General features: G+C 64.2%; 24 protein-coding genes. 12 read left to right on the forward strand and 12 right to left on the reverse strand.

What is annotated here, in order from left to right; translation table 11 throughout:
• Positions 1-251: 251 nt before the first annotated feature.
• A complete protein-coding gene (locus tag NKH01_RS22600; RefSeq protein WP_023718102.1) occupies positions 252-521 on the reverse strand; it encodes an usg protein in 270 nt (89 codons plus the stop codon).
• A 288-nt stretch (positions 522-809) separates the two neighbouring features.
• On the opposite strand from NKH01_RS22600, the gene NKH01_RS22605 reads away from it, so the two are divergent.
• The 3 genes from NKH01_RS22605 (at position 810) to NKH01_RS22615 (ending at position 3,130) form a co-directional block, all read left to right on the forward strand.
• Positions 810-1,124, forward strand: coding sequence for a co-chaperone GroES (locus NKH01_RS22605; protein WP_023718103.1), 315 nt, complete (start codon positions 810-812; stop codon positions 1,122-1,124).
• Between the two features lie 59 nt (positions 1,125-1,183).
• Positions 1,184-2,815 carry a chaperonin GroEL gene (groL, locus tag NKH01_RS22610; protein ID WP_023718104.1) on the forward strand — a complete coding sequence of 544 codons (1,632 nt, stop codon included), beginning with the start codon at positions 1,184-1,186 and terminating at the stop codon, positions 2,813-2,815.
• A gap of 102 nt (positions 2,816-2,917) precedes the next feature.
• A complete protein-coding gene (locus NKH01_RS22615; protein WP_023718105.1) occupies positions 2,918-3,130 on the forward strand; it encodes a hypothetical protein in 213 nt (70 codons plus the stop codon).
• A 67-nt stretch (positions 3,131-3,197) separates the two neighbouring features.
• On the opposite strand, the gene NKH01_RS22620 is transcribed toward NKH01_RS22615, so the two are convergent.
• The 6 genes from NKH01_RS22620 to NKH01_RS22645 all read right to left on the reverse strand — a co-directional run bounded on the left by NKH01_RS22620 (position 3,198) and on the right by NKH01_RS22645 (position 9,497).
• Complete coding sequence (locus tag NKH01_RS22620; RefSeq protein WP_023718106.1) at positions 3,198-3,677, reverse strand: GNAT family N-acetyltransferase; 480 nt, start codon at positions 3,675-3,677, stop codon at positions 3,198-3,200.
• 108 nt (positions 3,678-3,785) lie between these two features.
• On the reverse strand, positions 3,786-4,154 hold the full coding sequence (locus tag NKH01_RS22625) for an endonuclease domain-containing protein (protein ID WP_023718107.1): 369 nt from the start codon (positions 4,152-4,154) through the stop codon (positions 3,786-3,788).
• Between the two features lie 294 nt (positions 4,155-4,448).
• Positions 4,449-5,465: an ABC transporter permease gene (locus NKH01_RS22630; RefSeq protein ID WP_023718108.1), complete on the reverse strand. Its 1,017-nt coding sequence runs from the start codon at positions 5,463-5,465 to the stop codon at positions 4,449-4,451.
• Positions 5,462-7,045 (reverse strand): sugar ABC transporter ATP-binding protein, encoded by a 1,584-nt coding sequence (locus NKH01_RS22635; protein ID WP_353022491.1) that lies wholly within the window; start codon positions 7,043-7,045, stop codon positions 5,462-5,464. The genes NKH01_RS22630 and NKH01_RS22635 overlap by 4 nt, the downstream gene beginning before the upstream one ends.
• 232 nt (positions 7,046-7,277) lie before the next feature.
• Complete coding sequence (locus tag NKH01_RS22640) at positions 7,278-8,228, reverse strand: substrate-binding domain-containing protein (protein WP_353022545.1); 951 nt, start codon at positions 8,226-8,228, stop codon at positions 7,278-7,280.
• Positions 8,229-8,489: 261 nt separating this feature from the next.
• Positions 8,490-9,497 (reverse strand): aldo/keto reductase, encoded by a 1,008-nt coding sequence (locus NKH01_RS22645; RefSeq protein ID WP_353022493.1) that lies wholly within the window; start codon positions 9,495-9,497, stop codon positions 8,490-8,492.
• 184 nt (positions 9,498-9,681) lie between these two features.
• Between NKH01_RS22645 and NKH01_RS22650 the strand changes: the two genes are divergently transcribed.
• The 6 genes from NKH01_RS22650 to NKH01_RS22675 all read left to right on the forward strand — a co-directional run bounded on the left by NKH01_RS22650 (position 9,682) and on the right by NKH01_RS22675 (position 16,414).
• Entirely contained in the window at positions 9,682-9,906 is a 225-nt protein-coding gene (locus tag NKH01_RS22650; RefSeq protein WP_023718112.1) for a hypothetical protein, read from the forward strand.
• A gap of 155 nt (positions 9,907-10,061) precedes the next feature.
• The gene (gene ligD / locus NKH01_RS22655; protein ID WP_353022495.1) at positions 10,062-12,548 is read left to right on the forward strand and encodes a DNA ligase D; all 2,487 of its coding nucleotides are present in this window, start codon (positions 10,062-10,064) and stop codon (positions 12,546-12,548) included.
• Positions 12,549-12,768: 220 nt separating this feature from the next.
• Positions 12,769-13,683: a non-homologous end joining protein Ku gene (gene ku / locus NKH01_RS22660; protein WP_023718114.1), complete on the forward strand. Its 915-nt coding sequence runs from the start codon at positions 12,769-12,771 to the stop codon at positions 13,681-13,683.
• Positions 13,680-14,774 carry a tetratricopeptide repeat protein gene (locus NKH01_RS22665; protein ID WP_353022498.1) on the forward strand — a complete coding sequence of 365 codons (1,095 nt, stop codon included), beginning with the start codon at positions 13,680-13,682 and terminating at the stop codon, positions 14,772-14,774. The genes ku and NKH01_RS22665 overlap by 4 nt, the downstream gene beginning before the upstream one ends.
• Positions 14,775-14,989: 215 nt before the next feature.
• Entirely contained in the window at positions 14,990-15,634 is a 645-nt protein-coding gene (locus NKH01_RS22670; protein WP_352496061.1) for an alpha/beta hydrolase family protein, read from the forward strand.
• 9 nt (positions 15,635-15,643) lie between these two features.
• On the forward strand, positions 15,644-16,414 hold the full coding sequence (locus NKH01_RS22675; RefSeq protein ID WP_353022500.1) for an exodeoxyribonuclease III: 771 nt from the start codon (positions 15,644-15,646) through the stop codon (positions 16,412-16,414).
• 39 nt (positions 16,415-16,453) lie between these two features.
• Here the strand turns inward: NKH01_RS22675 and NKH01_RS22680 are convergent, their stop codons facing one another.
• The 3 genes from NKH01_RS22680 to NKH01_RS22690 all read right to left on the reverse strand — a co-directional run bounded on the left by NKH01_RS22680 (position 16,454) and on the right by NKH01_RS22690 (position 17,994).
• Positions 16,454-16,918: a GFA family protein gene (locus NKH01_RS22680; RefSeq protein WP_352481634.1), complete on the reverse strand. Its 465-nt coding sequence runs from the start codon at positions 16,916-16,918 to the stop codon at positions 16,454-16,456.
• Between the two features lie 97 nt (positions 16,919-17,015).
• Positions 17,016-17,219 (reverse strand): tautomerase family protein, encoded by a 204-nt coding sequence (locus NKH01_RS22685; RefSeq protein ID WP_292656388.1) that lies wholly within the window; start codon positions 17,217-17,219, stop codon positions 17,016-17,018.
• A 34-nt stretch (positions 17,220-17,253) separates the two neighbouring features.
• Positions 17,254-17,994, reverse strand: a complete 741-nt coding sequence (locus NKH01_RS22690; RefSeq protein WP_353022502.1) for an SDR family oxidoreductase — start codon at positions 17,992-17,994, stop codon at positions 17,254-17,256.
• Positions 17,995-18,094: 100 nt separating this feature from the next.
• On the opposite strand from NKH01_RS22690, the gene NKH01_RS22695 reads away from it, so the two are divergent.
• The gene (locus NKH01_RS22695; protein ID WP_353022547.1) at positions 18,095-19,000 is read left to right on the forward strand and encodes a LysR family transcriptional regulator; all 906 of its coding nucleotides are present in this window, start codon (positions 18,095-18,097) and stop codon (positions 18,998-19,000) included.
• 217 nt (positions 19,001-19,217) lie between these two features.
• On the opposite strand, the gene NKH01_RS22700 is transcribed toward NKH01_RS22695, so the two are convergent.
• Complete coding sequence (locus NKH01_RS22700) at positions 19,218-19,769, reverse strand: DUF4019 domain-containing protein (RefSeq protein WP_352496063.1); 552 nt, start codon at positions 19,767-19,769, stop codon at positions 19,218-19,220.
• A gap of 204 nt (positions 19,770-19,973) precedes the next feature.
• Between NKH01_RS22700 and NKH01_RS22705 the strand changes: the two genes are divergently transcribed.
• Both NKH01_RS22705 and NKH01_RS22710 read left to right on the forward strand, forming a co-directional pair.
• Positions 19,974-20,525, forward strand: a complete 552-nt coding sequence (locus tag NKH01_RS22705; RefSeq protein ID WP_353022504.1) for an isochorismatase family protein — start codon at positions 19,974-19,976, stop codon at positions 20,523-20,525.
• 160 nt (positions 20,526-20,685) lie between these two features.
• Positions 20,686-22,308: an ABC-F family ATP-binding cassette domain-containing protein gene (locus tag NKH01_RS22710; RefSeq protein WP_353022506.1), complete on the forward strand. Its 1,623-nt coding sequence runs from the start codon at positions 20,686-20,688 to the stop codon at positions 22,306-22,308.
• A gap of 50 nt (positions 22,309-22,358) precedes the next feature.
• Here NKH01_RS22710 and NKH01_RS22715 read toward each other — a convergent pair whose 3' ends face one another.
• A complete protein-coding gene (locus NKH01_RS22715) occupies positions 22,359-22,790 on the reverse strand; it encodes an SAM-dependent methyltransferase (RefSeq protein ID WP_352496066.1) in 432 nt (143 codons plus the stop codon).
• Positions 22,791-23,241 lie beyond the last annotated feature (451 nt).

The following is a 23,241-nucleotide window of genomic DNA, read 5'->3' on the forward strand; positions in this document are numbered from 1 at the left end:
CGCGGCAACAAGTGGATGGGACGCAACCGCGCGTCGTGAGGCACGCCCGCCGTCGCCTCCATGTTGCAACGCGTAAGCCGAAGACCCGTTCCGGACACGATCCGCTTCGGTTAGCTCCGCCACTCCGTCGCGAAGTCGCGTTGCTCCGCGCTCCACACAGGATTTGCTAACCGCCTTGAACCCCTGAACCGACCGCCCAACCGGATACCAAGTGTCAGATTCTGACCACTAGCGGCTGATCGGCTTGCTCTTCAGTGGACGGTGATGATGCCGTTTACGGCCCGCCATTCGGAGGGCTGGATCAGGTGATGATGGGCGACGCGCACCGAATGCAACGGGCCTTCGATCTCGCGCTCCCAGAAATCAAGGAAATGCTTCAGCGTCGGGAAATCAGGGGCGATATCGTATTCCTGCCAGATATAGAGCTGCAGCAGGCTTCGATGATCGGGTAGGCGGTAATGGATCTCCGCCGTGGTGAGGCCAAACCCTTGCATCTGGAGCTGAAAGTCCCTGCTGGTCATGCAATCTTCCTTCCGTTGAAATCTCCGTCCGCGAAAACGCCTCTTGTTCCACATAGGTTCCAGTCGCGTCGGGAGAGCGACGAATGTGCAAGCAATTACAGTACATTGGCACTCTCATTGGTCGAGTGCTAAAATTTTTGCGTGACCCTCTTGAAAGCAGAAAAAAGCGCGACTAGTTCGTATGCACGCGATGCCTGATGAAGGGGTCGCGCACCCCGTGCCGGGCCGATATTGCCGGTCCGGTGAGGAGGATCTTCGAAAATCTGTTTGTCCCGAGAGGAGAACGACATGACGTTCCGTCCATTGCACGACCGTATCCTGGTCCGCCGTATCGAGGTCGACGAGAAGACCGCCGGCGGCATCATCATCCCCGACACCGCCAAGGAGAAGCCGCAGGAGGGCGAGGTCATTGCCGCCGGCCCCGGTGCGCGCGACGACAGCGGCCAATTGCAGCCGCTCGATGTCAAGGTCGGCGACCGCATCCTGTTTGGCAAATGGTCCGGCACCGAGATCAAGCTCAATGGCGAGGATCTGCTCATCATGAAAGAGAGCGACGTGCTGGGCGTTATCGAGGGCGCCGGCGAGATGAAGAGGGCTGCCTGAGCGGGGCCTGAACAAGCATTCCAGTCAACGAAAAGCTGCCTATTCGAAGGAGTGATCCAATGGCTGCCAAAGATGTGAAATTTCATACCGAAGCCCGCGAGAAAATGCTGCGCGGCGTCGATATTCTCGCCAATGCGGTGAAGGTAACGCTCGGTCCAAAGGGCCGCAATGTCGTCTTCGATAAGTCGTTCGGCGCGCCGCGCATCACCAAGGACGGCGTGACTGTCGCCAAAGAAATCGAGCTCGAGGACAAGTTCGAGAACATGGGCGCGCAGATGGTGCGCGAGGTCGCCTCGAAGACCAGCGACACCGCAGGCGATGGCACCACGACCGCGACGATTCTTGCTCAGGCCATCGTCAGGGAAGGGGCCAAGGCGGTCGCTGCCGGCATGAACCCGATGGATTTGAAGCGCGGCATCGACAAGGCGGTCGACGCCGTCGTCGCCGACCTGAAATCCAATGCCCGCAAGGTGACCAGGAACGACGAGATCGCCCAGGTCGCCGCCATCTCTGCCAATGGCGATGCCGAGATCGGCCGCTTCCTCGCAGAGGCGATGGAAAGGGTTGGCAATGAGGGTGTCATCACTGTCGAGGAAGCCAAGACCGCTGAGACTGAGTTGGAAGTGGTCGAAGGCATGCAGTTCGACCGTGGCTACCTCTCGCCCTATTTCATCACCAACCAGGATAAGATGCGCGTCGAACTCGAAGAACCCTATGTGCTGATCCACGAGAAGAAGCTGTCCAACCTGCAGGCCATGCTTCCTGTGCTCGAAGCCGCCGTGCAATCCGGCAAGCCGCTGTTGATCATCGCCGAGGACGTCGAAGGCGAGGCGCTGGCGACGCTGGTCGTCAACAAATTGCGCGGCGGCCTGAAGGTTGCGGCCGTCAAGGCGCCGGGCTTCGGTGACCGCCGTAAGGCCATGCTCGAAGACATCGCCATCCTGACCGGCGGCACGGCGATCTCGGAAGACCTCGGCATCAAGCTCGAGAACGTCACGCTGGAGATGCTCGGCCGCGCCAAGAAGGTGCTGATCGAGAAGGAGAACACCACCATCGTCGACGGTGCCGGCCGCAAGGATGAAATCCAGGCGCGCATCAGCCAAATCAAGGCGCAGATCGAGGAAACCACCTCCGACTACGACCGCGAGAAGCTGCAGGAGCGGTTGGCCAAGCTCGCTGGCGGTGTCGCCGTCATCCGCGTCGGAGGCTCGACCGAGATCGAGGTCAAGGAGCGCAAGGATCGCGTCGACGACGCCATGCATGCCACACGCGCGGCGGTCGAGGAGGGTATCCTGCCCGGCGGCGGCGTGGCGCTGCTGAGGGCGGCGAAGGCGCTCGATAACGTTGTCGTCGACAATCCCGATCAGAAGACCGGTGTCGACATCGTGCGTCGCGCCATCGAAGCGCCGGTGCGCCAGATCGCCGAGAACGCCGGTGCGGAAGGTTCGATCATCGTCGGCAAGCTGCGCGAGACGACCGACTTCGGCTATGGCTGGAACGCCCAGACCAACGAGTTCGGCGACCTGTACGGGCAGGGCGTCATCGATCCGGCCAAGGTCGTTCGCACTGCGCTGCAGGGTGCCGCCTCTGTTGCCGGCCTGCTGGTGACGACCGAGGCGATGGTGGCCGAGAAGCCGAAGAAGGAAACGCCCATGCCTCCGATGCCCGGCGGTGGCGGCATGGACTTCTAAGATCAGGCTTTCAAAGCGAGATTTCGAAACGGCAGATGGGCCGTGTCCGCCAACGCGGGCACGGGCTTGCCGGTTCGGGTCGAATGCTGAGCAGGTGTTGCCATGGATATGACGGACAGTTTTGGGAAGATCGCGGCGCCGACCCGCCCGAAGAACGATTTCAACTATGAAACCGATTGCAGGGCGGCGCTGGCGCCTTTGGTCGACGGCCTGCTGGATATGGCCGAGTCGGCCGGCTGGGACCGCCGCAAGGCTGCCTACACGCTGATGTTTCTGTCGGCTCAACGCGTGGGAGCCGGCAAGGAAGGAGCGTAAATGATCGCGGCGCGGATGCGCGATTGCCTGCTTTAGTGGGGAAATTGGCAGCTTCGCCGACAGCGCTCTAAGCCATCGGTAGCAACCGGCGCATAATCAGCGAGGCGTGGCCGCCCACCCCGTGTGCAGCCGGCCGGCGCTCGACCACTTCGAAACCGTGCTTGCGATAAAAGGCGATTGCCCGGTCGTTGCCCTCGATCACCTCCAGCGCGATGCTGGGAATCCCCGCATGCGCTGCAAGAACCGCGTGCAAAAGATCGGCCGCCAGCCCGGTGCCGTACTCGCTTTTGTCGATATGGAGCCGCTCGAGCATGACATCGCCCTTGTTGCCCATCGCGGCCATCGCGTAGCCGGCGAGCGAGCCGTCCGCCCGCTCGGCCACGAACCACATCTTGCTGTCGTCCCCGAGCTCGGTCACTAGCCGCTCCGGCGCGTGCTTCTCATCCGACAGCCGTGCCGTGGTCTCGGCACCCAGGATTGGCGAATAGGTGTGGCGCCAGGATTGGCCCAGCAGCCGCGATACCGAGGGCACGTCCTGTTCGGTCATGGTTCTTATTTGGGTCATTGGCACCTCGCCTCAGAAACCTGCCCCTTTTGAGCGGAGATGTTCGGCAGGACAGAGAGGTGCTGTCCCGCCGATCCTGCACGGCCGAGTTCAGCGCACATCCGCGCCGGCCGTCATGACTATGTGCTGGCAGACATTGTCGATATCGCGAATGACGTCGTCGTTCCAGAAGCGCAGGATAGTCCAGCCGCTGCTCTCCAAATAGGCGCTGCGTATCCTATCCCGCTCGGTGTGCTCAACGTCGGCGTGCTGGCTGCCATCGACCTCGACGATGAGGCCGTGCGTCGGGCAGGCAAAATCCACAATGTAGGGTCCAATCGGCACCTGCCGGCGAAAGCTCAAATCCATGAGCCGATGCGCGCGAAGCTCATTCCACAGTTTCAGCTCGGCGTCGGTCATCGCGCGACGCATGGATTTTGCATTCTTGCGCTGGCGTGACGGAACGAGATCGTGCCCCACTAGGCGCTCCTGTCTTCGTGATTGGCGAAGTCATGGGTGACGGCCGATCTCCCCCCTTGCGGGGGAGATGCCCGGCAGGGCAGAGGGGGGTGCTGTCCCGCCAGCTTGTCAGCCATTTGCAGTCTAATCCTCCTGCTGGAATGGGCTTGGAAGCGGCTTACATTGAGACGTTGGCGATCCTTCCCACCCCCCTCTGTCCTGCCGGACATCTCCCCCGCAAGGGGGGAGATTGGCTGTTGCCAGCGCTTTCGCCAACCTCTTGCTGCCTTGCAGCGAAAATCGTCGCCCCCGCCATCACCGCCTTACCCGCGATTTCAGCCAGCGGTCGAAGGCGACGGCGAGGATGAGGATCAGGCCGATGACGATGCTTTGCGTGTATGACGAGACGTTGTTGAATTGCAGCCCGTTCTGCAGGACGCCGATCAGCCCTGCACCGACCACCGTGCCGCCGACGCTGCCGATGCCGCCGAACAGCGAGGTGCCGCCGATGACGACCGCCGAGATCACCGTCAGCTCGTAGCCGATGCCGGCGACGGCTTCGGAGGAGTTGAGCCGCGCCGACAAGACGAAGGCGGCAAGGCCGGCGAAGAAGCCGACGATGATGTAGACCGAGATCAGGATGCGGTCGACCCGCAGGCCGGAGAGCCGCGCGGCCTCGGCATTGCCGCCGACGGCGTAGACGGCGCGACCGTAGCGCGTGTAGCGCAGCACGATGTGGCACAGGATTGCGGCAATCGCGAAGATGATCGCCGGCACCGGCACCGGGCCGATCAGGCCGGTACCGAACCAGCGCATCGAGGCGTCGAAGCCGGAGATCGGGCCGCCATTGGAGATCGTCAGCGTTAGGCCGCGAAACACGGTGAGGCCGCCGAGCGTGACGACGAAGGGCGGTACTTTCAGCCTGGTGATGGCAAAGCCCTGGACACCGCCGGCCACGGCGCCGACGACGACGGCGGCGAGAAGGGCGGCGAACCAGCCATAGCCCAGCGTGCCCGTTGTCGACAGCGACAGCGTGTTGGCGGTGCCGCCCTTGGCCACCACCGCCGCGACCATGCCGCAGAAGGCGAGCAGCGAGCCGACCGACAGGTCGATGCCGGCGGTGAGGATAACGAAGGTCATGCCTAGCGCGATCAGGCCGGTGATCGAGATCTGGCGCATGATGTTGAACAGGTTGATCGGGTCGATGAAGCTCGGCTTCAGCACGGTGAAGACGACGATCAGCACCGCCAGGAACATCAGCGGGCCGAAGCTCATCAGCAGGCGCGCAAGATTGACGCCGCCGCGCTGGCTCCGTTCGGTCGTGCTGGTCATTGCGTTGCTTCCTGATTCTGGGCTTCCTGCTTCTGGTCGAGCGCCATCAGTTCCATCAGTTTCTCCTCGGTCGCCTCGATGCCAGGCATCTCGCCGGTGATGCGCCCGCGCCGCATGGTGACGATCCTGTCCGACACGGCAAGCACTTCGGGCAGCTCGGACGAGATCATCATGATGGCGATGCCGCGCGCGGCGAGCTCTACCAGGATCTGATGAACCTCCGCCTTGGCGCCGACGTCGACGCCGCGCGTCGGTTCATCGACGATCAGCACCTTGGGATCGCGTGCCAGCCAGCGGGCAAGGATGACCTTCTGCTGATTGCCACCGGACAGTCCCTCGATCGCCTGCTCGGGCGAGGCCATGCGGATCGACAGCATCTTCCTGTAGTTCGCCAGCGCTTCTCGCTCGCGCCGCTCGGCCATGAAACCGACATTGGAGTAGCGGTCGAGCGCGGCGATCGAGAAATTGGTGAGAATGCCGAGTGCGGCGAAGATCGCCTGGTGCTTGCGGTCTTCCGGCACCAGGCCGATGCCGAGCTCGATGGCATCGGCGGGTGAGGCCGGCGCGATCGGCCTGCCATCGAGCCTGATGGTGCCGGCGGCAATGCGGTCGGCGCCGAAGATGGCGCGGGCGAGCTCGGTGCGGCCGGAACCGACGAGCCCGGCGACGCCGAGGATTTCGCCCGCCTTGAGGTCGAGATCGACGCCTTCGAGCACGATGGCGTGCGGCGCCTGCGGATCGCGCACCGTGCGCAGGCCGCGCACCGAGAGCCGGACGTCGCCGGCGACATCGCGCTGCGTCGGCCTCGCATAGAGCTCGGAAGCGGCGCGGCCGACCATCTTCTCGATGATCTTCGGCAGTTTGATCGGCCCACCTTCGCGGTCGAGATGGCCGGCCAGCCTGCCGTCGCGCAGCACCGTCATACGGTCGCAGATTGCCGATGCCTCCTCCAGCCGGTGGGTGACGAACATGATGGCGACGCCGTCCCGGCGCAGCCGGCCCATGATCGCCATCAGCTTCTGCACTTCGGTTTCGGTCAGCGCCGAGGTCGGCTCGTCCATGATGATGAGACGGCTCTTCAGCGACAGCGCGCGGGCGATCTCGACCAGCTGCTGCTCGGCCACGGACAATGCGGAAACCGGCGTCGCCGGGTCGAGGTCGAGGCCGACGCGGGCGATGATCGCGCGTGAGTCTTCCACCATCTTTCGCCAGCTGACCAGCCCGAACCGGCCGAGCGGCGCACAGCCGATGAAGATGTTTTCCGCCACGGTCAGCGTCGGGATCAGGCTCAGTTCCTGGTAGATGGTGACGATGCCGAGCCGTTTGGCGTCCTGCGGATTGTGCGGGCTGAATTCGATCCCGTCGAAGACGATGCGGCCGCTGGTCGGCGGCATCACGCCGGAGAGAATCTTGAGCAGCGTCGACTTGCCGGCACCGTTCTCGCCGAGCAGGCCGAGGATCTCGCCGGGGCGGACTTCGAGCGAAACGTCACTCAGCGCGGTGACGCCGGCGAAGTGCTTGGTCACGCCCTCGACGGTGAGCAGGGCGGGAGAGGGCACAATAGCGGCTGCCTTGGGCAAAGTTTGCTCCTCGATCATTCGGTTGTCACGCAAGGCTGGCGGGACAGCACCCCCCTCTGGCCTGCCGGCCATCTCCCCCTCAAGTGGGGAGATTGGCAGCCTCGTTGGCCTCGCTTCTTCTGCAAGGTCGAAAATTAGCGAAAGCCGGCGTGACATCCAATCTCCCCCCTTGAGGGGGAGATGGCCGGCAGGCCAGAGGGGGGTGCTGTCCCGCCGGCCTCGCCAATTGGCCCTACTTCGTCTCGCCCAGCCTCTCCGCCTTGTCGAGATTGTCCTTGCCGATGACGATCGGCGTCAAAAGCACCAGCTTTTCCTTCGGCTCGGTCTTGTCCCTGGCGTAGGCGACCGCGATCTGCACGGCGGTGCGCGACTGCTCACCGGGGAACTGCTCGACCGTGCCGGCCAGCTTGCCGTCGCGCACGGCGACCAGTGCTTCGGGAAGCGCGTCGAAGCCGTAGATCTTGACGTCGGTGAAGTTGCGCGCCGCGCAGGCTTCAACCGCGCCGAGCGCCATGTCGTCATTGGCGCAGATGATCGCGTCGGGCTTGCCGTTGGCGGCAAGGCCGGCCTCGGTGACGGAGAGCGCCTCGGCGCGGCCGAAGTTGGCGGTCTGCTCGAAGATGATCTGGTACTTGTCCTTCAGGGGATCGAGGACATTGTGCACGCCCTTGTTACGGTCGATCGCCGGCCCGGCGCCGGGCTGGCCCTGCAAATGGAAGACCTTGGCGCCGTTCGGGAACGCCGCCACCATGGCCTGCGCTTCGGCCTCGCCGCCCTTGACGTTATCGGCGCCGACATGGGCGAGGATGCCCTCGACGCCGTCAACGCGGCGATCAATGGTGACGACGGGAACGCCGGCCTTCACCGCTTCTTCGATGGCCGGGGCCAGCGCGTTGACGTCAAGCGGCGAGATGACGATGGCGTTGACCTTCTGCACGAGCGCCGCCTCGATGTCGGCGGTCTGCTTGGGCGCCGAGTTCTGGCCGTCGCTCTCGACCAGGTTGACGCCTTGCGCCGCAGCTTCCGCCTTGATCTGGTTCAGCATGTGCACGAAGAACGGAAAGCCGAGGTTCGGCACCGAACCCAGGATGGTCAACTTGTCCTGGGCGAAGGCCAGTTGCGGAGCGGCCAGCGCCAATGTGCCCATCGCCACGGACGACAGCAGAAATTCACGTCTGTTGATCAATTTAGTCTCCTCCCAGATGAGCGCACGACCCCGAAACCGGAATAAGTTTTCCGGAAGGTTCCTTGCGTCGATTCAAAAATGGAGTGTCCTTTGAGCGCCCAACTCGCTTTGAAGGGACGCAACGGCGCTCCAGCCGGTCCACCGCGACGTTCTCCTCCGCTCGGTGCCTGCCGGCGGATGCTAGCCAAGGCCGGAGCTTTGCGCAAGAACGGGTGGGACTTGCTCTTTCCCACAAGGGGTGAAGGGAAGATCTTTCGCTTACCGATCGATCATCACCATGGTGCGCTCGCCGTAGCGCGGACCGGCGACCTTGCCCGGCGCCAGCGCGTCGTCGAGCACCTGCATCTCGGCGGCGTCCAGCTTGATCGAAGCCGCGGCGACGTTCTCCTCGAGGTATTTTCTGCGCTTGGTGCCGGGGATCGGCACGATGTCGATGCCGAAGTCGCTCCCCTTGTGGAGCAGCCAGGCCAGCGCGATCTGGCCAGGCTTGACGCGCTTGGCCGCGGCGATGTCGAGTACCATGGCTGCCGCCTGCATGTTGGCGTCATAGTTGGCGCCCTGGTAGCGCGGATCGCCGCGCCGGTAATCGCCCTCTGGATAGTCTTCGGCGCGCCTGACATCGCCGGTGAGAAAACCGCGGCCGAGCGGCGAGAACGGCACCAGGCCGATGCCGAGCTCCTTCAGCAGCGGAATGATTTCCGGCTCGAGATTGCGCTCCCACAGCGAGTATTCGCTCTGCACTGCCGACACCGGATGCACGGCATGCGCCCGGCGGATATTGGCGGCGCCGGCCTCCGAGAGGCCGAAGAAGCGGACCTTGCCCTGAGCAATCAGCTCGCCGACAGCACCCGCCACCTCCTCGATCGGTACCGCCGGATCGACGCGGTGCTGATAGAGGAGGTCGACGTGGTCGCTGGCTAGCCTCCTCAGCGAACCTTCGACAGCCTCGCGGATATGCTCCGGCCGGCTGTCGCGCTCGGTGCCGACTTGCTTGCCGTTTTCGATGCGAAAGCCGAATTTCGTCGCGATCGTCACCTCATCGCGCCGGCCCTTCAGCGCGCGGCCGAGCAGTTCCTCGTTAGCGTGCGGCCCATAGACTTCCGCAGTGTCGAGGAAGGTGCAGCCGAGTTCGATGGCGCGGTGCAGCGTGGCGGTCGATTCCGCCTCGTCGGGCGGGCCGTAGGACTGGCTCATGCCCATGCAGCCGAGGCCGATCATGGAAACCTGCAGCCCCTGGCCGCCGAGTTTGCGTGTCGTCAATGTCATGTGAAGTTCTCCAGGTCAGCATCGCGTTCCAAGCCGCCACGTTCAATATAGCGCGCCGGCTCGGTTTCCACAGAGCGGGCGACGCCACCGCGCGAGGTTCGCAGCGGTCGCCAAATTGACAGCCGACCCGCTCTCGGCCATCCTTAAGGCATGCCGCTTGGCGGCTTGTGCGTGAGTAACCAGCATGGCCAGTTCCGTCACCAGCCAGAAATCCAAGCGCGCCGCGGTGCGCAAGGCGCTCGACCGCCACAAGGTCTACATCACCGCGCAGCGTTTTTCCGCCGGCGGCTACAGTGCGCGGGTGCTGGTCGACGGCGAGGCCTATTGGGTCGACGAATTCCGGCTCAGCCAGCTGCAGCAGGGCCTGTCGCCGGCCGAGCTCGAATTGACGCCGGCCACCGACGATTGAGCGGCGTGACCTCCCATCCTTCGTCATCCCAGGGCGGAGCAGGAGCGAAGCGACGTCGCGGAGACCCTGGGATCCATGCCGTGACATTGGAGCGCCGCTGCGATGGGATTTTGATGCTGCGCTCGTTGCTTTTGCCCACCACCTACGCCTAGTCCATGCCAGCTCCTTCGAAGCTCAAGGCCTATCGCGCCAAGCGCGAGTTCACGAGGACGCCGGAACCGGCCGGTGGCCTGGCTGCCGGTGAAGGCAACCGCTTCGTCGTCCACAAGCACCACGCCACCGCCGATCACTATGATTTGCGCCTGCAGGTCGGCGACGTGCTGAAGAGCTGGGCGGTGCCGCGCGGCCCGTCGCTGAACCCGGCCGACAAAAGGCTGGCGGTCGAGACCGAGGACCATCCGCTCGAATATATCGATTTCGAGGGCGTCATTCCCGAAGGCGAATATGGCGGCGGACCGATGATCGTCTGGGACACCGGCGTCTGGGCGCCGATGGACGATGTCGAAAAGAGCCTGCGCACCGGCTCCTTCAAGTTCCGGCTCGCCGGCGAGAAGCTCAATGGCGGCTGGATGCTGACGCGGCTGAAACCGAAGCCCGGCGAGGATGAGGGCAAGAAGAACTGGCTGCTGTTCAAGGAGCGCGATCTCGCCGCCGATGCCACGCTCGACATACTGGAAGCCCGGCCGGAAAGCGTCAAATCCGGCCGTCGTATTGAGGAACTGGTGGCACCGCCGAAGCCTGCCGCCAAACCTGCCAAGCCGGTGGTGCTGAAACCCGGCGCTTTGCCGGGCGCCGTCAAGGCGCCCCCGCCTTCCCGGATCGAGCCGCAGCTGGCGACCTCCGTGGCCAAGCCGCCGGACGGTGAGGATACTGGGGAGGAATGGCTGCACGAGATCAAGTTCGACGGCTACCGCACCATGGCGCACCTGGCCGACGGTGCGGTCAGGCTGATCACCCGCGCCGGCCTCGACTGGACGAAGCGCTATGGCGACCTGCCGCTTGCCTTCGCCAGGCTGCCGTGCCGGGAGGCGATCATCGACGGCGAGGTCGTCGCGCTCGACGCCAAGGGCATCAGCCGCTTTGCCCTTCTGCAGGACGCGCTGGCCGAAGGCGCCGGCAACAAGCTCCACTTCTACGCTTTCGACCTCGTCTATCTCGACGGCTGGGACCTGACAAAAGCGCCGCTTCGGCGGCGCAAGGCGCTGCTTTCGCAACTTCTGTCCGGTCTCGGCGCCAACTCCGCCATCCAGCTCAGCGATCATGTCGAAGGCGACGGCCAGGCGCTCTATGACCAGGCATCCGAGATGGGGCTGGAGGGTGTGGTGTCGAAACGCGCCACGGCGATCTACCAGAGCGGCCGCACCAAAACCTGGACCAAGACCAAGGCGCTCCAGACCGGCGACTTTGTCATCGCTGGCTACACCGTCTCCGACGCGGCCGAGGGACTCGCTGCACTTGGCCTCGGCGAATTCGAAGACGGCGAGCTGCACTATCGCGGCAAGGTCGGCACCGGCTTCGATGCCGCGACCGCAGGCGAATTGCTGGCGCGGCTGGAGCCGTTGCGGGCCGGTGCATCCGCGCCCGAGGGCGTTCCGCGCGAGATCATGCGCGAGATGAACTGGGTGCGGCCGCTGCTTTCGGCGCATATCCATTACGCCAACCGGACCACCGACAATGCGCTGCGCCATGCCGTGTTCCGCGGCCTGCGTGACGTCGGCCTGTCGACACCGGTTTCGGCCAAGCGCAAGCGGCTGATCGCCGAGGCCGACCTCGCCACAATCTGGGTGACCAACCCGACGCGGCGGCTGTTCGGCAAGACCGGCCCGACCAAGCTCGACATCGCCGTCTATTACGCGCTGGTCGGCGATTTCATGCTGCCGCACATTCTCGGCCGGCCGGTCTCGCTGGTGCGCTGCCCGACCGGCAAGCCGCAGGACTGTTTCTTCCAGCGCCACGCCTTCACCGGCATGCCGTCCTCGGTGGCGACCTTCGAGGCGACGAATTCGGAGGGCGAGACCAAATCCTATCTCTCGGTGGAAGACGCCAAGGGCTATCTGGCTCTGGCGCAGTTCGGCGTCGTCGAGTTCCACACTTGGGGCACCCATCGCACGCGGCTCGACAAGCCGGACCTGATCGTTTTCGACCTCGACCCGGGCGAAGGGATCGCCTGGCGCGAGGTGGTTGAGGCGGCGGTGCACATTAAGGGCGAGCTGGAAGCGCTAGGGCTGGTGCCGTTCGCCAAGACCTCCGGGGGGCACGGCATCCACATCACCGTGCCGGTGACGCAAAAGCAGAACTGGAAGAAACTGCACCAGGCGACCAGCGCCATCTCCACGCATCTTGCCGCCACCGCGCCCGACACTTTCACCACCACCATGGGCAAGGACAACCGCAAGCGGCGCATCTTCATCGATTTTCACCGCAATGCGCGCGGCCACACCTCGGCGGCTCCCTATTCACTGCGCGCCCGCACCAATTTGCCGGCCTCGACGCCGGTCAGCTGGAGCGATCTGGAATCCATCGATGCTCCGCAGGATCTGAATTATTCCTCGCTGCCGGGCCTTCTGGCGACGTCAGGCGACCCTTGGGCCGACATGGAAGATTTCGCCAAGGATTTGCCGGCGATAGGCACCGCGAGGTAGTTCTGCGAGCGCGGCCCAGACTCCATCGACGCTCCGGAAAATTTGAATTATTCTTCGCCACGGACCTCTTGCCTGCAGGCGGCTCCCAGCGGAGGAAGATTTCGCTAGGGATTTGCCGGTATTGTAAGGGGCAATGTAGGATTTCGGCAGCCGCATTCGTCCTCCGGACGAAACAGCGCTGCGAACAGTTCGACAGCACAAGGCCGCGTAGGAGTATTTCATGGCGCCCAGGGCAAGTTGGAAAGGTTACCTCAAGCTCAGTCTGGTCAGCTGTCCGGTCCGGCTCTATCCGGCGACCAGTGCCAGCGAGCGCATCAGCTTCAACCAGCTGCACAAGAAGACGCACAACCGCATCAACATGAAGCCGGTCGACCCTGAACTCGGGTTGGTCGAGCGTTCGGACCTGGTCAAGGGCTACGAATACGAGGACAAGCAATACATCATCATCGACGATACCGATCTCGACGCGGTGCGCATCGAATCCAACCATACGATGAACATCGAGGCCTTTGTCGACGAGCGTTCGGTCGACGTCATCTACCAGGACGCGCCCTATTACCTGGCGCCGGATGGCGCAATGGCCGAGGAGACCTTTGCCGTGTTGCGCGAAGCGATGCGCAAATCCGGCAAGCTGGCGATCGCCCGCCTCGTGCTGTCCAGCCGCGAGCGCGTGGTGACGATCGGCGCGCGCGAGAACGGCATGTTCGTCTGCACCTTGAGGAATCCGAACGAAGTGCGTGGCACGGCTGAATATTTCGGCAATATCCCGGCCGGAAACCCCGATCCGGAAATGCTGCAATTAGCCGAAGCGCTGATCAAGCAGAAGGAAACCACCTTCGACCCGAAGAATTACGAGGACCGCTACGAGATCGCGTTGATGACGATGATCCGCGAGAAGCTCAAGGGCCACAAGCCTATCATCGCGGCGGCACCTGAGCGCGGCAACGTCATCAATCTCATGGATGCGCTGAAGGCGAGCCTGTCGCAGTCGGCCAAGCCACCGGCCAAGTCGAAGAGCAAGGCCGATGAAACAGCCAAGCCTGCGGCGAAATCCGCCAAGGCCGGCGCTGGCGCGGCCAAGGAAAACCCGCTCAAGGCGAACCTTCTCAAAGCCGTCGGCAAGAGCAAGGCGTGACGGCTCTTGCCGGCACGGTCTTCGGCATCGTCGGCGCGCTGGCGGCCTTTCCGCTCAGGCTGGCGGCGCGCGAGGTCGCGCGCCAGCACGGCCAGTTGCGGCGCGGCGTCACTCGGCGCACCACGCATGTCGTGTTGGGCCGCATGTTGCTCGCCAGGGCCGGCGACATCGAGATCGAGCGCCGCGTCGCTGCGGAACGTGCAGCCGGGCGCAGGCTGGTCAGCGAGAACGGCTTCCTGCGGCTGCTCGGGTTGATGAAGGCACCGGAAGCCTCGACGCTGTCGCGGCAGTCGCTGATCGATCAGTCGCGGCTGACCGGCGCCGATCTCGACCTTTTGTCGCTGTTCGACGCCTTCGAGCATGATTGCGAACCGTATTCCTTCCGCGACCTGATCCTCGCCCGCAAATATGCCGGGCTGGTCGCCGGCGGCGCCTCATGGGGGGCGATCGTGCGGTCGGTGCATCGCTCCGGCCCGATCGCCTCGCTCACCGCCAAATCGCTCAATGTCGGCTCGCAGCACGGGCGGGCCGACGCGATCTATCTCGAGGGCGGCCAGAGCGAAGTCAACGGCCAGCTGCTGTTCGATCTGGGAACGCAGGATGACGACACGATGGAAGAGCTGTTCGCCGATGCCGAGGCGGCGGAAGAGGCTGAAGACCACGAGCAGGCCGCGGCACTCTACCAGCGCTGCCTAGCCATCGACCCGAGCGATGCCATCGCCGCCTTCAACCGCGCCAACTGCCTGCGCGCCTCCGGCCACGCGGCCGAGGCGGCGCACGACTATGCCCGCGCCATCAAGTGCGACCCGGTGTTCGTCGAGGCATGGTTCAATCTGGCCGGGCTGATGAGCGAAGAGGGGCGGGTGGCGTCGGCTCGGCGGCATCTGCTGAAGGCGATTTCGCTAGATGCGAAGTACGCCGATGCGGTGTTCAACCTTGCGAGGCTGGAGTTCGACGCCGGCAATCTAGCCGAAGCGCGGCGGAACTGGGCGCGCTACCTCGAACTCGACGCGGATTCCGAATGGGCACGTATGGCGGCCAAGGGTATCCAGTTCGTCGATTTGCAGCTGGCGCGGATGTCGGCGGGGTGAGGTAATCCAATGCCTGCGCTTGAACACCCCCCTCTGTCCTGCCGGACATCTCCCCCTCAAGGGTGGAGATCGGCAGCTTCGGCGCCCCGCGTGCCTTTCAGCTTTGGTGGTTGGCGAAAACGCAGACGTCATCCAATCTCCCCCCTTGAGGGGGAGATGTCCGGCGGGACAGAGGGGGGTGCGAAGGAACTCGGCCTTCATCTGCGGGCCACCCCATGACGACCTTCCTCTTCGACGGCCCCGACACCGCCCCAATCACCATCCTGCTCGCCCATGGCGCCGGGGCGCCGATGGATTCGCCCTCGATGACCGCGACGGCAAAAGCGCTGGCCGAGGCCGGCTTCCGCGTTGCGCGCTTCGAGTTCCACTACATGGCGGCCCGCCGCTACGGCCATCGCAAGCCGCCGCCGCGCGCCGAGACGGTGAACCCCGAATACGTCAAGGCAATCGCCGACCTCCGGGCGAAGGGCGTGAAGGGTCCGCTGATCATCGGCGGCAAGTCGATGGGCGGGCGCGTCGCTTCGATGATCGCCGAGGAGATGTTTTCGAAGGGCGAGATCTCGGGCCTGCTTTGCCTTGGCTATCCCTTCCATCCGCCGGGCAAACCGACACAGCTTCGGACGAAGCATCTCGCCGATCTGAAGACGCCGACATTGGTCTTCCAGGGCACGCGCGACGAGTTCGGGACCAAAGACGAGGTCGCGACCTATGCTCTGTCCGACGCGATTGAGATCTTCTGGCTGGAAGACGGCGACCATGATCTGAAGCCGCGCAAAAACATCTCCGGCTTCTCCACCGCCGATCATCTGAAGACGCTGGCTGATGCAGTGAAGGCGTGGACCGAACGGATCGTGCGCTGAAGCAGGCCGATGAAGATCGCCACCTTCAACGTCAACAACATCAACGGCCGGCTGCCAAACCTGCTCGCATGGCTGGCCGCCGCCAAACCCGACATCGCCTGCCTGCAGGAGCTCAAGGCCAGGCAGACGCAGTTTCCGCGCACCGCGCTTGCGGCGGCCGGCTACGGGGCGGTGTGGGTCGGGCAGCCGACCTGGAACGGCGTCGCCATCCTTTCGCGTGGCTCGGAGTCGGTGCTGACCCGCGAGGCGCTGCCCGGCGACGACGGCGACCAGCAGGCGCGCTACATCGAAGCGGCGGTCAACGGCATCGTCGTCGCCTGCCTCTACGCGCCGAACGGCAATCCGCAGCCCGGCCCGAAATTCCGGTACAAGCTGGCCTGGCACGAAAGGCTGGAGGCGCATGCGGCGCAGTTGCTCGACACCGGCCTGCCGGTGGTGCTGGCCGGCGACTACAACATCGTGCCCGAGCCGCGCGATATCTATCCGACCCGCTCCTATGACGACAACGCGCTGGTGCAGCCGGAAAGCCGGGCATCGTTCCAGCGGCTGCTCGACCAAGGCTGGCTTGATGCGCTGCGCAAGAAGCACCCGACGGAGACGCTCTACACATTCTGGGACTATCGCCGCAATCGCTGGCCGCGCGATGCCGGCCTGCGGCTCGACCATATCTTGCTCAGCAAGAAGCTGTCGCGCCGGCTGGTAGCGGCGGGCATCGACCGCGACGTGCGCGGCGAGGTCGGCGCCAGCGACCACGCGCCGGTCTGGCTGGAGTTGAAGTGAGGCACGAAAGCTGGCGCCGCCTTTCCGGGCGGCAACCAGTCAGGTTGGCCGCGCCGCTTCGCGGGCGAACGCCTCGATCAAAGGGGCGTATCCCTCAAGGTCGGGCTGAGTAGCGAAACTGTAGGTAGCGGCGGTCGAAGCCCAGGGCAGCTTTTCCGAAGTGAAGACTTCGACGAAGGGCACGTACCAATGGTGCTCGTCCAGCATGGTCGCGCGCACGTTGACAAGGAAATCCAGGCCATGCGGACGCGTGAACATCCAGTTCTTGCAGTGCGGGCAATAGAGCTGCCGGTGCGGGCCGTGCAGGCCGCCGACCACCGGCTCGCCTTGCGTTATGGCGAAACCGTCGCTGGGCACGGCGATGGTCAGGGAATACGCGCTGGCGCTCAGCTTCTGGCAGCCGGTGCAGTGACACGCCGTCGTCAGCAAGGGCGGCGCGCTGATGCGAAAGCGTATTCCACCGCACAGGCAACCGCCGTCCCAAGGTAGCTTCCAATCGTCCATCGCTGGCCTCGCCTTAGCCTCTGCCAGCGATCTAGCGCGCGACCGCCAAGCTGCAATCTCACCCTTGAGGGTCCCAGAAGGGAGGAGATCGGCAGCTTCACGTCCTTCCCCCAGGAATCGTGAACACCACGTCGGCGCGGCCGTAGCCGCCATCGGCGACCTCCTCGATCAGCACCATCGTGTAGGGACGCACGCCTTCGCCGAACATCTCGACGAACAGGGCTGTGGTCTTGTGGACGAGGTCCTCCTTCTGTCCGGCGGACAGCGCGCGCTCAGGTACCTTGAAATTTGCAAACGGCATGATGTCGATTTCCTGTTGGCTGTTGGAGGTAAAGTCAGACCGTGCCACCATTGGCGCGCAGCACCTGGCCGTTGACCCAGCCGCTGTCCGGTCCGGCGAGGAACGACACCACGCCGGCGATGTCGGCGGGCTGGCCGAGCCGCCCGAGCGGGATCATCCTGGTGATCGTTTCGACCAGTGCCTCGGACTTGCCGCCGAGGAACAGCTCGGTTGCCACCGGCCCCGGCGCCACGACATTGACGGTGATGCCGCGCGGCCCGAGTTCCTTGGCCAGCACATGGGTCATCGCCTCGACGCCGGCCTTGGTGGCAGCGTAGACACCGTAGGTCGGCTGGTAGAGCCCGACCACGCTGGACGAGAAGCTGATGATGCGGCCGCCCTCGCGCAGCCTTCTTGCGGCCTCGCGCATGCCGCGGAAGACGCCGCCGAGGTTCACCGCGATCTGCTGCTCGAAACCGGCGTCGTCCGTCTGCGCGATCGGCGCGAGCTTCATGATGCCGGCATTGTTGACCAGCACGTCGAGGCGGCCAAAGGCCTGCTCGGCTGCGTCGAACAGATGCGCCACCCCCTTGGGATCGCCGACATCGGCCTGAACGGCGATCGCCGTGCCGCCCGCCGCCTCGATCCCCCGCATCACGCCTTCGGCGGCTTCAGCGCCCCTGGCATAGTTGACGACGACCGAAAAGCCGTCGCGTGCCAGCCTTCTGGCAATTTCGGCGCCGATACCCTTCGAGGCGCCGGTCACCAGTGCCGCCTTTCCGTGCCGCGTAGTCATGTCAGCTCTCCAATTCTTGTCGGCTGAAAATAGGCGATAAATCCTGCGGGATAATCGCTCGGGACTTGCCAACACCATTCGGATATGGCGAACAATGGCCATGGACAGTCTCGACCGGATGCGCCTCCTTTCCCGTGTGATCGAGCGCGGCAGCTTCACCGCGGCGGCCGCCGATCTGTCGATGTCGCGATCGACCGCCACCGAAGCGATCAAGGACCTGGAGGCGCGGCTGGGGGTCAGGCTGCTCGAACGCACCACGCGCCATGTCACGCCGACGTTGGACGGCCAGGCCTATTACCAGCGCTGCCTCGCCATCCTTGCCGATGTCGAGGATGCCGAGGCCGGCTTTCAATCGGCGCAGCCGCAGGGCCTTTTGAGGATCGACGTGCACGGCTTCATGGCCCGCCATTTCATCCTGCCGCGGCTCTCCGAATTCCTCGACCGCTACCCCGGGATCGACCTGCATATCGGCGACGGCGACCGGCTGGTCGATCTGGTGCGCGAGGGCATCGACTGCGTGCTGCGTTCCGGCGAACAGGCCGACAGCGGCATGATCGTGCGGCGGGTGGCAACATTGCGCGAAGTCACTTGCGCCAGCCCCGCCTATCTCGAAAAGCACGGCATGCCGGCAACCCCCGACGATCTCGAAGGCCATCTCATGGTCGGCTTCCGCTCGTCGCGGACCGGCGAGGTCATGCCGCTCGAATTCACCGTTGGCGGCGCGTTGCGCTATATCAGCCTGCCCAACCGGGTGACAGTCAACGGCTCCGACACGATGGCGGAGCTGGCGCGCCTCGGCTTCGGCCTGGTGCAGGCGCCGCATTACCGCTTTGCCGGGGATTTCGCACGCGGCACGCTTGTCGAAGTGCTGCAGGATTACCCGCCGTCGCCGACACCGCTGTCGGCGCTCTACCCGCAGAACCGCCAGCTCGCGCCGCGGGTACGCGTGTTCATCGACTGGGTGACCGGGATTTTTGGCGAGGATGGGACATCCGGCCGGGTGTGATCGTGCACCGGGCCGCCGGCTACTTTGCGAAGGGCGATCGGAACGAGATATGCCGTGACGGGCGGGGTTGGGTGAGGACCTAAGCTGCGCTCTCGCTGCGTTCGCGTCCAAGGGCCGGCAAACTGTAGGAGATCACCGACATCGTTGCGCTGATCGAAGCGAGGGAAGCCGAAAGCCGATGGTCGCGGAACGTACAAAAACGGACCGCGCCTCACGTTCACGATGGAAAATTCGGACAGTTAGCCGACAACTCGGCCCATGCTCGATCCAATTCGAGTTTCGATTGGGTCTTTTCAATGCTTTTCGCGGCAGCGTTGTCGATGAAGTTGCTTTCGATCCGCATGACTCGAAAATGTCCACCTGACGGCCGCTGATAGAGGACAATATAGCCGCAGTAACGATCGATGTTTTCAAACTTCGCCGCTATGTCGACCGCGGCATAAACGCCAGGAAAGGCAGCGTTCGCTGGGTCCTTCAACCACGTGAATTTGAGTAGCCGGCGCTCGCGCACAGCGCCGGCTTGAGAATGAAAATCTTTACTTTGCTCCACGAAGGCGTTCGATGGGATCGAAGCTTTCGCGGTATCAGTCATCATTTCGTATGCCCGCCCATACTCTTGGTTATCGAGCGAAAGGAAATAGCGACCAACCGTTTCCGTTGCATCTCGAACCGCGTCCTCCGAGGGCGTCCACTCTTGCGATTGTGCGGGTAGGATCGCAACCAACACCGAAGTCACGATCGCAAGGAAAGCTACGGCTGCATGTGTCATGGGAATTTCTTCGCAGGAGCTTGCCACGAATGCAATCCGGTCACGGCCGATAGCCAGAATTTCGAACTGACCCACATCCCAATAGCGCGCTATGTTAGCGCTGCTGCAAGCGGACTGTCACGGAACTCCAGCCACCTGCCATTGCGCTGCGCGTCATCCCGGCCCTGATCCTTGATCAGCTCCGCCCTCGTGCTATAAAAAACCATGTCAGGGACCAGCCCCGCGGCCACTTCGCCGCTCATCGTGATCGATCTTCAGACCGGCATGTTCGACGGCGTCGCCGAACCGCCGATCCATGATGCCGACGGCATGGTTGCCCGCACCCGCGCGCTGATCGAATGGGCACGGCGCAGCGGGCGCAAGGTCGCTTTCATCAGGCACGACGGCCCGCAGGGCGATCCTCTGGCGCCGGGTGAGCCGGGCTGGCCGGTGTGGCCGGCGCTCGGCCAGGCCGAGGACGAGCCGACTTTCGCCAAGTGTGTCGGCGACGCATTCAGCAATGCCGCGCTTGCAGAATGGGTAGTCGGGCAGGGCGCCGGCGAGGTCGTTCTGATCGGCGCGCAGACCGATTTTTGCGTGGCGGCCACGGTGAAGGGCGCCTTTGCGGCGGGCCTGGGCGTCACCGTGGTTTCCGACGCCCATAGCACGCTCGACACCACCAGCGAGACCGCCGCGGAGATCATCGTCCGGCACAATGCGGCATTTGCCGCCGCCGGGGTCAAGCTGGCGACGACAAAGGCGCTGACCGATAGCTGATCCCGGCTCATCCCTACGCCGTCAAAGCCTGATCCAGCCGGGAAGAAACTGGCGGGTTCAGACAATTTGGCGCGGGGCGCCTCATCACTTGCGGGCTTCCGCCGGCGCGGCCTATCGCGTATTGGCGCGGGACCTCTCCTTTGGCCTTTCCCGGAAAACCATGATTCGTCTCGAAAGCATCAGCAAACAAAACGGGCGGCAGATCGTCTTCATCGAAGCCTCGGCTGCCTTGCAGAAAGGCGAGAAGGTCGGGCTGGTCGGCCCCAACGGCGCCGGCAAGACGACGCTGTTTCGCATGATCAACGGCGAGGATCAGCCCGACGAGGGCCAGGTCTCGGTCGATCGCGGCGTCACCATCGGCTATTTCAGCCAGGATGTCGGCGACATGGAAGGCCGCAGCGCTGTCGCCGAAGTGATGGACGGCGCCGGGCCGGTGAGCGAAGTGGCGGCCGAGATGCGCGAGCTCGAGCACGCCATGGGCGACCCTGACCAGGCCGACCAAATGGACGAGATCATCGCCCGTTACGGCGAGGCGCAGCATCGTTTCGAGGAGCTCGACGGCTATGCGCTGGATGGGCGCGCCCGCGAAGTGCTGGACGGGCTCGGCTTCAGCCAGGAGATGATGGACGGCGATGTCGGCAAGCTGTCCGGCGGCTGGAAAATGCGCGTGGCGCTGGCCAGGATCCTTTTGATGCGGCCCGACGCCATGCTGCTCGACGAGCCGAGCAACCATCTCGACCTCGAAAGTCTGATCTGGCTGGAGCAGTTCCTGAAGAACTATGACGGCGCGCTGCTGATGACCTCGCACGACCGCGAGTTCATGAACCGCATCGTCAACAAGGTGGTCGAGATCGACGGCGGCTCGCTGACCGCTTACTCCGGCAACTACGAATTCTACCAGCAGCAGCGGGCGATTGCCGACCGGCAGCAGCAGGCGCAGTTCGAGCGCCAGCAGGCGATGCTGGCCAAGGAGATCGCCTTCATCGAGCGCTTCAAGGCGCGGGCGTCACATGCCGCCCAGGTGCAGAGCCGGGTGAAGAAGCTGGACAAGATCGACCGTGTCGAGCCGCCCAAGCGCCGCCAGAAAGTGTCGTTCGACTTCCAGCCGGCGCCGCGCTGCGGCGAGGACGTGGTGACGCTGAAGAACATCCACAAAAGCTATGGCAGCCGCTCGATCTACGAGGGGCTGGATTTTCAGGTGCGTCGCCGCGAGCGCTGGTGCGTGATGGGCATCAACGGCGCCGGCAAGTCGACGCTGCTGAAGCTGGTGGCTGGCGCTTCCGAGCCGGATAATGGCACGGTGGCGCGCGGCCCGAGCGTCAAGATGGGCTATTTCGCCCAGCACGCCATGGAAGTGCTGGAGGGCGAGCGCACCGTGTTCCAGACGCTGGAAGACGCGTTTCCGCAGGCCGGCCAGGCGCCGCTCAGGGCGCTGGCCGGCTGCTTCGGCTTTTCCGGCGACGAGATCGAGAAGAAATGCCGCGTGCTGTCGGGCGGCGAGAAGGCGCGGCTGGTGATGGCACTGATGCTGTTCGATCCGCCCAATTTGCTGGTGCTGGACGAGCCGACCAACCACCTCGACATCGCCACCAAGGAGATGCTGATCACGGCACTGTCGCAGTACGAGGGGACCATGCTGTTCGTCTCGCATGACCGGCATTTCCTGGCGGCGCTGTCGAACCGGGTGCTGGAACTGACGCCCGAGGGGATTCATACCTATGGCGGCGGCTATACGGAGTATGTCGAGCGCACCGGGCAGGAGGCGCCGGGGTTGAGGAGCTGAGGCGCGGACCCAGCTCTGCCGCTCGATTCCTGAGGCTAAGCACGAGCTGTTCAGCCGTGTATCGCAATTTCGCGCAGCGGATCGCCGCCGTCGATGAACAGCCGGCCTTGCGCGGTCAACACAGCGCCGAGCCGTTGCAGGGCGATTTTTCCCGCTTCGGGATGACGACCGTCCAGCGCGCCGACGCGCACCGCAACGGCAATGTCGAAGCGCTTCTCGTCGGCCTCCAACTCGAAATCTTCGATCGCGACCTGGCGAAGACTCAACCGGCCTGCCGCAATCTCGGCGCGCGAGGCGGCTCCGGCCTGTGCGATGGCCTTGGCGGAGCGATCGATCGCCAGCACATGCCCGCCGCCGATCCGGCGCGCGATCTCGCGCGCCGCAGCACCTGGTCCGCAGCCGATCTCCAGCACGCGCATGCCCGGCCGCAAAGGCAGCGCGTTGATGATCGCCAAAAGCCTTGGCGACAAGTCGTTCGCCATTCCCTGTTCTCCAGCTTTTTCGCGATCCGAAATTAGCGACCGCGGCCGGCGACGGGAAGAGACGCGGACATCGCCGATGCATTCACCCAGCTGCCGGGTCGAGGAGGGACATGATCAACATCGAAGAGAACTGGTCGGTCGCCTCAATTGCGGCGGCCGAGCGGCCCGGCGTCGTTGACCTGAGGGGTAGGGAGGGACTGGCGCCGAGCCTAACCGGTGGGGGGTAGATTACCGGCCGTTTATGTGTATACGCTCAAGCTAATATAAGAGCAAGCTAATGTTATGCGTCAGCGGGCGGGACGTTGGTTTCTGATCAGTGGACGGCCGCCGCCTCCTGGCCGCGCACTCCAACCGGCCCAACACCGCTTATTGCCTTCAAGTCGTGGCTCCAATGCTGTACCCAGCCCGAATTCAAGGAGCCTCCATGACCTCACATCCCGACATCCCCGAC

Source organism: Mesorhizobium sp. M1403 (genome assembly GCF_040317695.1).
In the GTDB taxonomy this organism is placed as follows: domain Bacteria; phylum Pseudomonadota; class Alphaproteobacteria; order Rhizobiales; family Rhizobiaceae; genus Mesorhizobium.